General features: G+C 68.3%; 12 protein-coding genes. 9 read left to right on the plus strand and 3 right to left on the minus strand.

The genetic code is table 11. From position 1 onward, the window contains the following. Nucleotides 1–35: 35 nt before the first annotated feature. Both ABFX18_RS03755 and ABFX18_RS03760 read right to left on the minus strand, forming a co-directional pair. The gene (locus tag ABFX18_RS03755; RefSeq protein ID WP_200330513.1) at nucleotides 36–1,175 is read right to left on the minus strand and encodes an ABC transporter permease; all 1,140 of its coding nucleotides are present in this window, start codon (nucleotides 1,173–1,175) and stop codon (nucleotides 36–38) included. Then, on the minus strand, nucleotides 1,172–2,077 hold the full coding sequence (locus ABFX18_RS03760) for an ABC transporter ATP-binding protein (protein ID WP_346057441.1): 906 nt from the start codon (nucleotides 2,075–2,077) through the stop codon (nucleotides 1,172–1,174). The genes ABFX18_RS03755 and ABFX18_RS03760 overlap by 4 nt, the downstream gene beginning before the upstream one ends. Before the next feature lie 148 nt (nucleotides 2,078–2,225). Between ABFX18_RS03760 and ABFX18_RS03765 the strand changes: the two genes are divergently transcribed. Both ABFX18_RS03765 and ABFX18_RS03770 read left to right on the plus strand, forming a co-directional pair. Then, the gene (locus ABFX18_RS03765) at nucleotides 2,226–3,530 is read left to right on the plus strand and encodes a sensor histidine kinase (protein ID WP_346057442.1); all 1,305 of its coding nucleotides are present in this window, start codon (nucleotides 2,226–2,228) and stop codon (nucleotides 3,528–3,530) included. 27 nt (nucleotides 3,531–3,557) lie between these two features. Next, complete coding sequence (locus ABFX18_RS03770) at nucleotides 3,558–4,304, plus strand: LuxR C-terminal-related transcriptional regulator (RefSeq protein ID WP_346057443.1); 747 nt, start codon at nucleotides 3,558–3,560, stop codon at nucleotides 4,302–4,304. 217 nt (nucleotides 4,305–4,521) lie between these two features. Here the strand turns inward: ABFX18_RS03770 and ABFX18_RS03775 are convergent, their stop codons facing one another. Then, a complete protein-coding gene (locus tag ABFX18_RS03775) occupies nucleotides 4,522–5,535 on the minus strand; it encodes a LacI family DNA-binding transcriptional regulator (RefSeq protein ID WP_346057444.1) in 1,014 nt (337 codons plus the stop codon). A 231-nt stretch (nucleotides 5,536–5,766) separates the two neighbouring features. Here ABFX18_RS03775 and ABFX18_RS03780 point away from each other — a divergent pair, with 231 nt between their 5' ends. The 7 genes from ABFX18_RS03780 to ABFX18_RS03810 all read left to right on the plus strand — a co-directional run bounded on the left by ABFX18_RS03780 (nucleotide 5,767) and on the right by ABFX18_RS03810 (nucleotide 13,462). Continuing rightward, a complete protein-coding gene (locus tag ABFX18_RS03780) occupies nucleotides 5,767–7,296 on the plus strand; it encodes a sugar ABC transporter ATP-binding protein (protein ID WP_346057445.1) in 1,530 nt (509 codons plus the stop codon). After that, a complete protein-coding gene (locus tag ABFX18_RS03785) occupies nucleotides 7,293–8,324 on the plus strand; it encodes an ABC transporter permease (RefSeq protein ID WP_346057446.1) in 1,032 nt (343 codons plus the stop codon). Before ABFX18_RS03780 ends, ABFX18_RS03785 begins: the two co-directional genes overlap by 4 nt. After that, nucleotides 8,321–9,391: an ABC transporter permease gene (locus ABFX18_RS03790; RefSeq protein ID WP_346057447.1), complete on the plus strand. Its 1,071-nt coding sequence runs from the start codon at nucleotides 8,321–8,323 to the stop codon at nucleotides 9,389–9,391. The genes ABFX18_RS03785 and ABFX18_RS03790 overlap by 4 nt, the downstream gene beginning before the upstream one ends. A gap of 87 nt (nucleotides 9,392–9,478) precedes the next feature. Beyond that, nucleotides 9,479–10,522 (plus strand): rhamnose ABC transporter substrate-binding protein, encoded by a 1,044-nt coding sequence (gene rhaS, locus ABFX18_RS03795; protein ID WP_200330525.1) that lies wholly within the window; start codon nucleotides 9,479–9,481, stop codon nucleotides 10,520–10,522. Between the two features lie 123 nt (nucleotides 10,523–10,645). Next, nucleotides 10,646–10,999, plus strand: coding sequence for an L-rhamnose mutarotase (locus ABFX18_RS03800; RefSeq protein ID WP_090146074.1), 354 nt, complete (start codon nucleotides 10,646–10,648; stop codon nucleotides 10,997–10,999). Nucleotides 11,000–11,027: 28 nt separating this feature from the next. Then, nucleotides 11,028–12,197 carry an L-rhamnose isomerase gene (gene rhaI, locus ABFX18_RS03805; RefSeq protein ID WP_090146072.1) on the plus strand — a complete coding sequence of 390 codons (1,170 nt, stop codon included), beginning with the start codon at nucleotides 11,028–11,030 and terminating at the stop codon, nucleotides 12,195–12,197. A 263-nt stretch (nucleotides 12,198–12,460) separates the two neighbouring features. Then, the gene (locus ABFX18_RS03810) at nucleotides 12,461–13,462 is read left to right on the plus strand and encodes a LacI family DNA-binding transcriptional regulator (protein ID WP_090146070.1); all 1,002 of its coding nucleotides are present in this window, start codon (nucleotides 12,461–12,463) and stop codon (nucleotides 13,460–13,462) included. The last annotated feature ends 61 nt before the right edge of the window (nucleotides 13,463–13,523 follow it).

The raw sequence follows: 13,523 nt of genomic DNA on the forward strand, positions 1-13,523 counted from the left end.
CCCCGGGCGTTCCGATCCTGCACTGATGTCGGCGACTAGTCCTTCAGCGCATCGCGCAGCTTGACGCGCACGCCGGTGCGCAGAATCGAGTTGCTGTAGATGCGCGACCCGATCCAGATGACGACCGCGATGGTGACGACCAGGATGCCGAGCGACACGATCGGCTCCCACCACTCGGCGATGCCGAGGTAGAGGCGCATCGGCATCGCGTTCGGGGCGGAGAACGGGATGTAACTCATGATCGCGAGCGCCTGGGGGTTGTCGTTGAAGAGGATGATGAGGAAGAACGGGATCATCACGAGCATCATGACCGGGCTCGTCACCGATCCGATGTCCTCCTGCCGCGAGACAAGCGCTGCCGCGGCCGCGTACATCGCAGCGAGCAGCACGAAGCCGAACGCGAACAGGATGCCGAACCAGATGAGCGAGGCGCCGAGCTCGCCGAGCAGCAGATCCTGCCCCGTCGCGAGCATGCCGACCGAGGCGAGGGCGAGGATCGCGACCACCGTGCCGAGCGCGAGGATGCTGTTGCCCAGGATCTTGCCCGCGAGCATCGTGCGCGCGGAGACGGTGGCGAGCAGGATCTCGATGATGCGCGTCTGCTTCTCTTCGACCACGCTCTGCGCGATCGTCGTGCCGAAGGTGAGCGCGGTGGTGTAGAAGATCATGCCGAAGGCGAGGGCGATGATGTACGCGAGGAACGGGTTCGTGCCGAGGGGTTCGAGCAGTTCGACCGACGGCACCACCGAGAGCGCCTGCACGAGATCGGTCGGAGCGCTGTCGAGCGCGACCACGGTGAGATCGAGCGGGGTGTCTCCGCCGGGAACGATCGCAGCCTCGACGTCGCCGTCGCGCACGAGCTGCTCGGCTTCGGCCCGGTCACCGACCTCGGTCACCTCGAAACCGGCGGAGGTGAGCGCGTCCCCCTGCTCCCCGCTCGCACCGGCCACCGTCGCCACCTGCGTGGGGCTTCCGATTCCGCCGTTCTGGGAGAGCAGCCCGCTGATGACGACGCCCCCGAGCACGACGAGCAGGAGGATGCCGGTCGAGATGAGGAATGCCTTGCTGCGCAGGCGCGTCGTGATCTCGCGCTCGGCGACGAGCCAGGCTCCCTGAGCCCCGCTGATCGGGCGCGACGAGGATCGCCGAGACTGGGAAGTGAGTGGGGCGGTCATCGCACGACCTCCTTGAAGATCTGAGCCAGTGATGGGGTGATGGGGGCGAAGCGCCGCACCGACGTGCCGGGTGCGGAGTGCTGCACGGCGCGAGCGAGCACCGCCTGGGCGGCGGACTCGTCCGGAGCATCGAAGCGGGCGAACCCGCCGTCGAGATGCGTGACCTCGACCCCTGGCAGCTCGCGCACCCAGCCGGCGTCGGCCGCCGGCCCAGCGAGCTCGAGCTCGAAGCTGCTCCCGGAGTGCTGCGCCCGAAGGCCCTCGCGCGAGCCGGAGGCGAGGATCCTGCCCCCGCCGATCACCACGACGTCGTCGCAGAGCCGCTCCACGATGTCGAGCTGGTGCGAGGAGAAGAGCACCGGGGCGCCCTGCGCGGCATAGTCGCGCAGCACCGCGAGCACGACCTCGACAGCCATGGGGTCGAGGCCGGAGAACGGCTCGTCGAGCACGAGGGCGGACGGCTCGTGCACCAGTGCCGCGGCGATCTGCGCGCGCTGCTGATTGCCGAGCGAGAGGCTCTCGAGGGTATCGGTGCCGCGGTCCCCGAGGCCCAGCCGCTCGATGAGGTCGGCCGCGGATTTCTTCGCCGCTCCCGCGCTCATGCCGTGGAGTCGCCCAAGGTAGACGAGCTGCTCGAGCACCTGCATCTTCGGGTAGAGGCCGCGCTCCTCCGGCATGTAGCCGAAGCGCGCGCGGTCGGCCGGGGTGAGGGGCGCTCCGTCGAGGCTGACCGAGCCTGCGTCGGCGGAGAGCACCCCGAGGATGATGCGCATGGTCGTGGTCTTGCCCGCGCCGTTGCCTCCGACGAAACCGGTCATGCGACCGCCCTCGACCGTGAAGCTCACGTCGTCGAGCACGCGCCGCTCGCCGAAGCTGCGGGTGACGCCTGCGATGTCGATCATCTCGATCCCTTCTATCGTGTGATTCCAGCATGGCGGGGCACCGGCGCGACGCGCTTCCCCCTCACGGCTGATTGCTGCGGCGAGGGGCGGATCGCCCTCCCCCGCGCGACGGAAGCGCCGTGTCGGCGGCACACCCTACGCTGGTGCCATGGAGGATCACGCGGAGTGGAGTCGGCCGAGCCCGGGCCGGAGCGGCCTGCGCGCCGACATCGCGCTCGCGCTGGTGCTCGCGCTCGCGTCGGTGACCACCGCGCTGCTCTACCAGCGCACCGGGATGTACCCGGGAGCAGCGGAGCCCTGGGTCTGGGCCGTCGGGCTGGGCTTGACGACGCTGCCGCTGGCACTGCGCCGCCTCTACCCGGTGCCGGTCGCGATCGTCGTGTCGATCGGATTCTTCGTCTGCGGCCAGTTCGGCGTGCCAGAGGTGCTGATCATCAACATCGCGCTGTTCTGCGCGCTCTACACCGTCGGCGCCTGGGAGCGCCGGCGCGCGCTCGCGCTCTGGGTGCGCCTCGGCATCGGGGTCGCCATGATGGTGTGGATCACCGTCGTCCTCATCGTCTCGTCTTCGAGCGATGACGCCTTCGAGGGCATTTCGCGATCAGGCATCTTCTCGGCATACGCCACCTTCGCGGTCATCCAGATCATCACGAACCTGCTGTACTTCAGCGGCGCCTACTTCTTCGGCGAACGCTCCTGGCGCTCGGCGCGTCAGCAGGCGCTGCTCGAGGCGCAGGGGCGCGAGCTCGATCTCGAACGGCAGACGAGCGCGGCGCAGGCCATTGCGCTCGACCGGCTGGCGATCGCGCGCGAGCTGCACGACGTCGTGGCGCACCACGTGTCGGTCATGGGCATTCAGGCGGCCGCAGCGCGGCGCAGCATCGAGCGCGATCCCGCCCGTGCGGTCGCAGCCCTCGGCGTCGTCGAGGAGAGCGCGGGCACCGCCGTCGACGAGCTGCGACGGCTCGTCGGCACCCTGCGCGACCCGGCGAAGGAAGGGTCGGCGCCGACCACGATCGGCGTCGCGCACCTCACCGAGCTCGTGGCAGAGGCGCAGAGCTCTGGCACGCCGACGACACTCATCGTCGCCGGTGCGCCGCGGCCCATCCCCATGCTCGTCGACGTCGCGCTCTACCGCGTCGTGCAAGAGGCGCTGACGAATGTGCGCAAGCACGCCGGCCGCGGTGCGACCGCCGAGGTGCGCCTGCGATTCGGCGCGGATGCCGTCGAGGTGGAGGTCGCGGACGACGGGGTGCGGCAGGAGCTGACGCAGCGCTCCCGCGGGTCCGGCCTCGGCCTGCAGGGCATGCGCGAGCGCATCGGCGCCGTCGGCGGTACCGTGCACGCCGGGCGGCGAGAGCGCGGAGGGTTCATCGTCCGCGCGTGCGTGCCGAATGAACTCGCCGCCGCCCATCCCCGCGCTGCTGCTGCCGCTGCCGCTGCCGCGAGCTGACATGCACCACTTCCCCGAAAGGCTCACATGATCCGCGTGCTGCTCGTCGACGACCAGGCGCTCGTGCGCTCGGGCTTCCGCATCATCCTGGAGTCGGAGCCCGACATCGAGGTGGTCGGTGAGGCCGAGAACGGCGCCGTCGCCGTCGCGCTCGCCGCCGAACTCCATCCCGACGTCATCTGCATGGACGTCGAAATGCCCGTGCTCAACGGGATCGATGCATCGCGGCGCATCCTGACGTCGGCTTCGTCGGCTTCGTCGGCTTCGTCGGCTTCGTCGGTCGCATCGGCTTCGGGCTGCGCGGCTCCGGCGATCCTGGTGCTCACGACGTTCGGGCACGAGCAGTACCTCTTCGACGCACTCGCCGCCGGAGTCAGCGGTTTCCTCCTGAAGACCGCACGCGCCGAGCAGCTCATCGACGCCGTGCACTCGCTCGCGGCGGGCAACGCGCTGCTCGGCCCCGACGTCACACGCGCCGTGATCGAGCGGGTCTCGGCGAGTACCGCCGTCGACGCGAGGGCCGCTGAGGCGGGCGGCGATCCCGAATCGAGCCAGGTACCCGATGCGGCGGCCACGGCGATGACGGAGGCGGGCCTCACCGAACGCGAGCGGGAAGTGCTCGCCCTCGTGGCGCAGGGCAAGTCGAACGGCGAGATCGCTGCGGCGCTCTTCCTCGGCGAGGCGACCATCAAGACGCACGTGTCGAACCTGCTGCAGAAACTCGGCGTGCGCGACCGCATTCAAGCGGTCGTGTGGGTGCACACGCGGCCGTAGCCCGCCGCTCGCGGCCCGGCGCCGGCGCAGCTGTGCGCCTCGAGATGGCAGCGGGGTCACTTTCGGAGCGTGTTGGGCGCTTTCGCAGATGCGACACCCTCCCAAAGTGACCCGGCTCGCAGGGAGGGGAGGGGGGAGGGGGGAGAGGGGAGGAGGGGGGATGGGAGCACGGCGCTCTCCGGCGCGCCGGGCGGCGCCGCAGCGGCGCGCCGCAGCGTCAGGCGCCGCCCACCGTCGAGGCGCGCACCACCAGCTCGGGGGTGAACTCGATCTGCTCGCGCGTCGCATCGGCACCGGCCTGCGCCTCTGACAGCAGCAACCCCACCGCGGTGGCGCCGATCTCGACCGCGGGCTGACGCACCGACGTGATCGGCACCACCGCGGCGCTCGCGAAGTCGATGTCGTCGTATCCGATGAGGGCGATGTCTTCTGGCACCCGCAGCGATCCGGTCATCACGAAGGCCTGCAGCACTCCCATGGCGAGCAGATCATTCGCGGCGAAGACGGCGTCCGGCCTGCGGTCGGCTGGCAGCGCGATGATCTCCTCGGCGATCCTGCGCCCCTCGAGCACGCTCAATGCGCGCGTCTCGCGCACCTCGAGCGTCGCTCCCGACGTCTCGGCGACCACCGACGTCGCGCCGTTGACGCGATCGGAGACCTGCTTGATGCCTGGCGGTCCGCCCACGAACGCGATGCGACGGCGCCCGAGCTCCAAGAGATGGCGGGCGGCGATGCGCCCGCCTTCCACGTCATCGACCGAGACGGAGGAGAAGGAGCGGTCGCTCGAACCGCGGTCGACGAGCACGACGGGGATCCCGGCTTGGCGCAGCCTCCAGAGCTGCGTGAGGTCGGTATCGACGGGAGAGATGAGGACGCCTGCGACACGATGCTCCTCGAACATTTCGAGGATGCTGTGCTCGCGCTGCGGAGAGTCATCGCTGCCCCCCATCAGCACGGTGTACCCGTCATCGATCGCGCGGCGCTGCGCTCCGTGCGCCAGGTCCATGAAGAAGGGGTTGCGGGTGTCGAGCACGACGAGTCCGAAGCTGGTGCTGCGCCCGGCGCGCAGCTGTCGCGCGGCATCGTTGCGCACGAAGCCCAACTGCTCGATCGCTTGGGTGACGCGCGCCACCGTGCCTGCGGCGACGATCTCCGGCCGGTTGAGCACGTTGGAGACGGTCCCGACCGACACCCCCGCCTCGCGCGCGACGTCGCGGATACTCGCTGCCATGGCGTGATCTCCCACTTCGTTGTCGTAAAGCCCTGTGCTGGGCAGCAGTCTACCGATCGCATCACTCTTTTGAAACGCTTCAATAACGACTGTGAAACCGTCTCGACATCGACTTGACTCATTGGAGACTCGCGCCATAAACTCACCTCAATCGCGATTGAAACGATTCACAAGTTCAAGCGCGTACCACCCCTGATATGCCCTTCCAATGGCAGGAAGTCCGTGAGTTCAATGAAGAAACCACCCGCCTGCGAGCCGCTGCTCGAACTGCGCGGCGTCGCCAAGGCCTTCGGCCAGGTGATTGCACTGCGCGACAGCACCCTCGCACTCTACCCGGGATCCATCCACGCCCTCGTCGGCGAGAACGGCGCGGGCAAGTCGACGCTGGTCAAGATCATCGCGGGTCTCTACCGCCGCGACAGCGGCGACTTCCGCTACGACGGCGAGACGGTCGACTTCTCCACCACTGCCGAGTCGAAGGCCGCGGGCATCGCGGTCATCTACCAGGAGCCGACGCTCTTCCCCGATCTCTCGGTCACCGAGAACATCTTCATGGGCCGGCAACCCCGCGGTCGGCTCGGCCGCATCGATCGCGGTGCGATGCGCGCCGAGGTCGAATCGCTCTTCACCCGCCTCGGCGTCGTGATGGATCCGGATCGCACCGCCGACGGCCTCTCCATCGCCGACCAGCAGATGATCGAGATCGCGAAGGCGATCTCGCTCGACGCACGCGTGCTCGTCATGGACGAGCCCACCGCAGCGCTCTCCGGTGTGGAGGTCGAGCGCCTCTTCCAGGTCGCACGCGCGCTCCGCGATGAGAACCGCGCGCTCGTCTTCATCTCGCATCGCTTCGACGAGGTCTTCGCGCTCTGCGACACGATCACCGTCATGCGCGACGGCAGTTACGTCTCGACGCGCGCCATCAGCGAGACGGATCCCGACAGCGTCGTCGCCGAAATGGTCGGTCGCGAGATCACGGACCTCTTCCCGAAGATCGAGACCGAAGCCGGCGAGCCGCTGCTCGTCGTCGAGGGGCTCACGAGCCCCGGCATCTTCAATGACATCAGCTTCACCGTGCGCGCCGGGGAGATCGTCGGGCTCGCCGGACTGGTCGGCGCCGGCCGCAGCGAGGTCGCCCGCGCCGTGTTCGGCGTCGACTCCTACCGCACCGGCACCGTCACCGTCGCTGGCACGAAGGTGGCGAAGAACAAGCCGACGGCCGCCATGCGCGCCGGACTCGCGCTCGTGCCGGAGGATCGCCGCAAGCAGGGTCTCGTGCTCGATTCGAGCGTGGGCCGCAACACCACGTCCGTGATCCTCGACTCCCTCGCGAAACTCGGCATCGTCACGACCGGCGCGGAGAACCGCGCCGCGCGCCCGTGGGCGGAGAAGCTCGAGGTCAAGGCGAACGCGCTGACCACCATCGCCGGCACCCTGTCGGGCGGCAACCAGCAGAAGGTCGTGCTCGGGAAGTGGCTCGCGACCGATCCGCGCGTGCTCATCATCGATGAACCGACGCGCGGCATCGACGTCGGCACCAAGTCGGAGGTGCACCGCCTGCTCTCCACGCTCGCGAGCCAGGGAATGGGCGTGCTCATGATCTCGAGCGAGCTCCCCGAGGTGCTCGGCATGGCCGACCGCGTCGTCGTCATGCACGAGGGCCGCATCACCGCCACCATCGATCGCGAAGACGCGACGCAGGAGAACGTCATGCGCGCCGCGACCCACAGCTCGAGCACGGAATCGGAGCACGCCGCATGAGCGCCACGACATTGAAGGCCCCGAGCGTCGGGTTCGGTGCGATCGTCGGCCGCCTGACACGGGCGCGCGAGGCGAGCATTCTGCTCGCCGTGATGCTCGTCGTCGCAGCCGCAACGATCAAGAACCCCAACTTCCTGTTCTCGACCGACGGGTACCGCGACCTCTGGCTGACACCGTCGCTGCTCCTGCTCGTCGCAGTGGGTCAGGCCGTCGTGCTGATCACCCGCAACGTCGACCTGTCGGTCGGCTCGATCCTCGGCCTCAGCGCGTACCTCACCGGCCGCCTGTTCATCGACACGCCGGGGCTGCCCGCCATCGTCGTCGTCGTGATCGCGATCGTCTTCGGCGGCCTGCTCGGTTTGATCAACGGCGCGCTCGTCGCGTTCGCGAAAGTGCCGGCCCTCGTCATCACGCTCGGCACGATGTACGCCTTCCGCGGCATCAACGTGCTCTGGACGGGATCGGATCGCATCAACGCCTCCGACATGCCCCGCAGCTTCCTCGCCCTCGGCACGGCGCAGGTGCTGACGATCCCAGTGCTCACCATCATCGCCGTCGTCGTGCTGATCGCCGTCGCCTGGTGGATGAAGAACACCCGAGGCGGGCGCGAATGCTACGCGATCGGCTCCGATCCCGACGCGGCCCAGCTCTACGGGCTGCCCGTCACGCGCCGCGTGCTCACCGCCTTCGTGCTGTCGGGCGCACTCTCCGGCTTCGCCGGCGTGCTCTACGCCGCCCGCTACGGCACCATCAACTCGCAGGCGGGCGCCGGCTGGGAGTTCGACGCGATCGGTGCGGCCGTCATCGGCGGCGTCGCCATCTTCGGCGGAGTCGGATCGGTGTGGGGCGCCGCCATCGGCGCGGCACTGCTCATGACCATCAACCGTGCGCTTCCGGTGCTCGGCGTGCCCGACTTCTGGCAGCGCGCCGTCGTCGGCGTCCTGATCATCGGAGCGATCGTGCTCGACCGGGTCCTGTCGCTCCGACAACATCGGAAGCTCATCGAAGAACGGGAGACGCAGCGATGACCGCTCAGACCACCGTCACCACCTCCACGACCAGCCTGCGGCACATCGCAGACTACGATCGTCCGCTCTGGCAGCGCCTCCTCCTCACCCGCGAGAGCGCGATCATCGCCCTCGTCATCGTCGTCGTGCTCTTCGCGAGCATCGTGGTGCCGAACTTCGGCAGCAAGATCACGATGACCTACCTGCTCCTCGACATCTTCCCGATCCTCATCATCGCGCTGCCGATGACGGCGATCATCGTGACGGGCGAGATCGACCTGTCGGTCGCGAGCATCGTCGGGCTCTCGAGCGTGCTCACCGGCGTGCTCACCCAGGCGGGGGTGCCGTTCGGGCTCACCATCGTGCTGGCGCTGGCGGCCGGCCTGCTCGCAGGCACCATCAACGGGTTCCTCATCACCGCGGTGGGGCTTCCCTCGCTCGCAGTGACCATCGGCACCCTGGCGCTCTTCCGCGGCATCGCCGTGGGCATGCTCGGCACCACCGCGGTGACCGAGTTCCCCGCCTTCTGGACGGACCTCGCGAAGGAGAAGATCGGCTCGACCGGCATTCCGGTCGTCATGATCCTCTTCGTGGTACTCGCGATCGCGTTCGCGATCCTGCTGCACTTCACGAAGCTGGGCCGAGGCGTCTTCGCGATCGGCCTGTCGCCGGAAGCAGCGCGATTCTCCGGCGTCGACGTCGCCCGAACGAAGATGCTGCTGTACATGCTCAGCGGCGCGGTCTCAGCTCTCGCCGGCATCTACTTCACCCTCCGCTACGGCAGCGCCCGCGGCGACAACGCGACGGGCATGGAGCTGCAGGTGATCGCCGCAGTGCTGCTCGGCGGCGTGTCGATCTTCGGCGGCCGCGGCGCCCTGCACGGCGTGATCGCCGGCGTCGTGCTGATCGGCGTGCTCGGCAGCGCGCTGCGCCTCGCGAACGTCACCTCCGACGTGATCAACATCATCACCGGAGCCCTGCTCATCGGCGCCGTCATCTCGACCAGCGTGATCGCTGCGGTGAAGTACCGGCGGAGAACGGGAAAGAAGCTGCAGATCGCCGGAGCTCGGGCCGCGACGACGTCCTGACGCACATCGGCACGCTTTCCCAGCACACTTCCACGACCACCCACACCAGTCCCCGCACCGCGGGGTGATGAAAGGAAACAACGAACGATGTGGTTCCAGAACAATAAGAAGAAGGCAGGCGCCGTTCTCGCGCTCGCCGCCAGCGCAGCCCTGCTGCTCTCGAGCTGCTCAGGGGGCGACGCCGGCAACGGCGGATCCGAAGGCGGATCCGAGGGATCGGGCGCGAGCATCACCTTCCTGCCGAAGAACCTCGGCAACCCGTACTTCGACACCTCCAGCAAGGGCGGCAAGGCCGCGGTCGAGGCGCTCGGCGGCACCTTCAACGAGGTCGGCCCCACCGAGGCCACGCCCGACGCGCAGGTCAGCTTCATCAACACCGCGACCCAGCAGGGCGTCGGCGCACTCGCCATCTCGGCGAACGATCCGAAGGCGATCTGCGACGCGGTCAACGAGGCACGCGACAACGACGTGAAGGTCGTCACCTTCGACTCGGACACCAGCGCCGACTGCCGCGACCTGTTCGTGAACCAGGCCGACGCCGCCGGCATCGCCCAGGTGCAGGTCGACATGATCACCGAGCAGATCGGCGACAAGGGTGAGATCGCCGTGCTCTCGGCCGCCGCGAACGCGACGAACCAGAACGCCTGGATCGACCTCATGAAGGAAGAGCTCGAAGCGAACCACCCCGACGTCGAGCTCGTCGAGGTCGTGTACGGCGACGACGACGATCAGACCTCGTTCGACAAGACCGCTGCCCTCCTCCAGACCTACCCCGAGCTCAAGGGCATCGTCTCGCCGACCACGGTCGGCATCGCAGCCGCAGCTCGCTACCTCTCGACCTCGGACGCGAAGGGCGAGGTCGCACTGACCGGGCTCGGCACCCCGAACCAGATGCGCGAGTACGTGGAAGACGGCACCGTCACCGAGTTCGCGCTCTGGAACCCCGAGGACCTCGGTTACCTGACCGCGTACGCGGCGAACGCGCTCGCCACCGGTGAGATCGAGGGCAAGGAAGGCGACACCTTCGAGGCCGGCGACCTCGGCGAGTACTCGGTCGGCGCCGACGGCGTCGTGCTCCTCGGCGATCCGTTCCGCTTCAACGCGGACAACATCAGCGACTTCGACTTCTAAGCCGCCCCGGGCGCGGGGATCCTGATCCGAGATCGTCAGGATCAGGATCCCCTCCGCACGCTCTCCGCTTCACTCCCCCACTCCCCACTCCCCCCTTCGACCGCGAGCCTCTCGGAGAATCACATGCGAGTCTGCTTCCAGATGCAGGTCAAGCCCGACCGCCTCTCCGAGTACGCCGAGCACCACGCCGCGGTCTGGCCCGACATGCTCGCGGCGATCGCAGACGCCGGGCGCCGCAACTATTCGCTCTTCCTCCGCCCCGACGGACTGCTCATCGGGTACTACGAGACCGATGACGACGACGCCGCCCAGCGCGCGCTCGAAGCCGACCCGCGCACCGCCGCGTGGGAGGAGAAGATGGCCGACTACTTCGTCGCCCTGGCCGGCCGCCCCGACCAGGCGGCCCCCCGACTTTCCGAGGTGTTCCACCTCGAAGACCAACTCGCGCGCCACCACGCGGGCACGAATCGCGCATAGCGCAGCATCAGACAGAAAGCCGCAGAACATGAGCACCCAGCTGACTCCCGAAATCCTCAGCACCCTCGAGAAGCAGTCCATCGAGGTCCCGTCGTGGGCCTACGGCAACTCGGGCACGCGCTTCAAGGTGTTCGGCACGCCGGGCACGCCGCGCGATCCGTTCGAGAAGATCGCCGATGCGGCCGAGGTCAACCGGCTCACCGGCCTCGCGCCGGCTGTCGCGCTGCACATCCCGTGGGATCTCGTCGACGACTTCTCGAAGCTCCGCGCACACGCCGAAGATCTCGGCGTGCAACTCGGCACCGTGAACTCCAACACCTTCCAGGATGACGACTACAAGTTCGGCGCTCTCACGCACGAGGACGCCGCGATCCGTCGCAAAGCCATCGACCACCACCTGCAGTGCGTCGACGTCATGGACGAGACCGGCTCGCGTGACCTCAAGATCTGGCTCGCCGAGGGATCGAACTACCCGGGTCAGGCCGACATGCGCGGCCGTCAGGATCGCCTGCAGGAGTCCCTCCAGGAGATCTACGCCCGCCTCTCCGATGACCAGCGCCTCGTGCTCGAGTACAAGTTCTTCGAGCCGGCGTTCTACCACACCGATGTTCCCGACTGGGGCACGTCGTACGCCCAGGTCGCGTCGCTCGGAGAGAAGGCCATGGTCTGCCTCGACACCGGGCACCACGCCCCTGGCACCAACATCGAGTTCATCGTGATGCAGCTGCTGCGGCTCGGCAAGCTCGGCTCGTTCGACTTCAACAGCCGCTTCTACGCCGATGACGACCTGATCGTGGGCGCCGCCGATCCGTTCCAGCTCTTCCGCATTCTCGTCGAGGTCGTGCGCGGCGACGGGCTGAACAACCCCGACGTCAGCTTCATGCTCGACCAGTGCCACAACGTCGAGGAGAAGATCCCCGGCCAGATCCGCTCGGTGCTCAACGTGCAGGAGATGACGGCCCGAGCCCTGCTGCTCGACCGTGACGCACTCGGTGCGGCGCAGCGCTCCGGCGATGTGCTCGGAGCCAACGCGATCATGATGGACGCCTTCTACACCGATGTGCGGCCGGCGCTCGCCGAGTGGCGCGAGTCGCGGGGCCTGCCCGCCGACCCGATGGCCGCGTACGCCGCCTCGGGCTACCAGGCGAAGATCAACGCCGACCGCGTCGGCGGCGCTCAGGCGAGCTGGGGCGCGTAACCGCCTCCCCGCTCCGTCCCCACCCCTCCGTCCCCACTCCTCCCCTCCCCATCTGCGAGCGGGGTCACTTTGGGAGCGTGTTGCTGTGTTTTCGACCGCGACACACTCCCAAAGTGACCCCGCTGCGGGTGTTGGGGTGGGTGAGTGGCTGACGCAGGTACCGAGGGTTGTGGCGGCGATGGCGAGCTCTGGGCGAACAGCTGCGCGTCTCGCGATAGGATCGTTCAATGAACCATCCTCTTCACTGCACCGGGCGGTAGCCCGTGGCGACTATTCGAGACGTCGCCCGCCTCGCAGGAGTGTCCTCGGGAACCGTGAGCAACGTGCTCAACCGTCCCTCGTACGTGCGCGCCGACACTCGCGAACGGGTGCAGCGCGCCATCTCCGAGCTCGACTTCATCCCCGATCAGCGATCGCGTCAGTTCCGCCCCGGCCGCACGCGAACCATCGGCATCACCGTCGCCGAACTCGGAAACCCGTTCTTCGTGGATGTCGCACTCGGCGCCGAAGCGGTGTGCCGGGAGCGCGACCTCGGAGTGGTGCTCTGCAACAGCTCGTACGATCCGCAGTTGGAGTCCCAGAATCTCGACCTGCTCGTGCAGCAGCGCGTGCAGGGCATCATCATCTCTCCAGTGGACGAGCGCAGCTCCCGCCTCGACATGCTGAAGGATCGCGGCGTGCCGATGGTCTTCGTGGACCGCGTGGGCGACGACCGCGACGTCTGGTCGGTGGTGATCGATGACCGCGAAGGCGGACGGCTGGGCGCTCGGCACCTGGTCTCGCGCGGGCACCGGCGCATCGCGTTCCTCGGGCATCCGCACCGCTCCCCCAAGGTGAGGTCGCGGTACGAGGGCGCTCGCGAGGTCGTGCATCAATCAGACGGAGACATCACCCTCGAAGTCGTGACCACGGCATCGTGGACCGTGGACGAGGGCCGGCGCCTCGGCGCGGCCCTCGCAGCGCGCCCGCACGACAAACGACCGAGCGCGGTGCTCTGCGCGAACGACATGCTCGCGCTCGGCCTCATCCAGGAGCTCGTGCGCTGCGGCTTGCGCGTTCCCGACGACATCGCCGTGGTCGGTTACGACGACATCGAGTGGGCATCGATCGGAGCGGTACCGCTCACGACCGTCGCACAGCCCAGAGAGCGGTTGGGCCGCACGGCGGTCGAGATGATGATCCAACTCATCGACCGGCCGGGCCCGCTTCCGCAGGCCAACCACATCGTGCTCGCTCCCGAACTGGTCGTGCGCTCCTCCACCTGATCGGGAGCGGTCTCGCAGCACAGGAACGGGCCCGCTGCACAACGCGGGGCCCGTTCCGTGC

Source organism: Leucobacter alluvii (assembly GCF_039530485.1).
Taxonomy (GTDB): Bacteria; Actinomycetota; Actinomycetes; order Actinomycetales; family Microbacteriaceae; genus Leucobacter; species Leucobacter alluvii.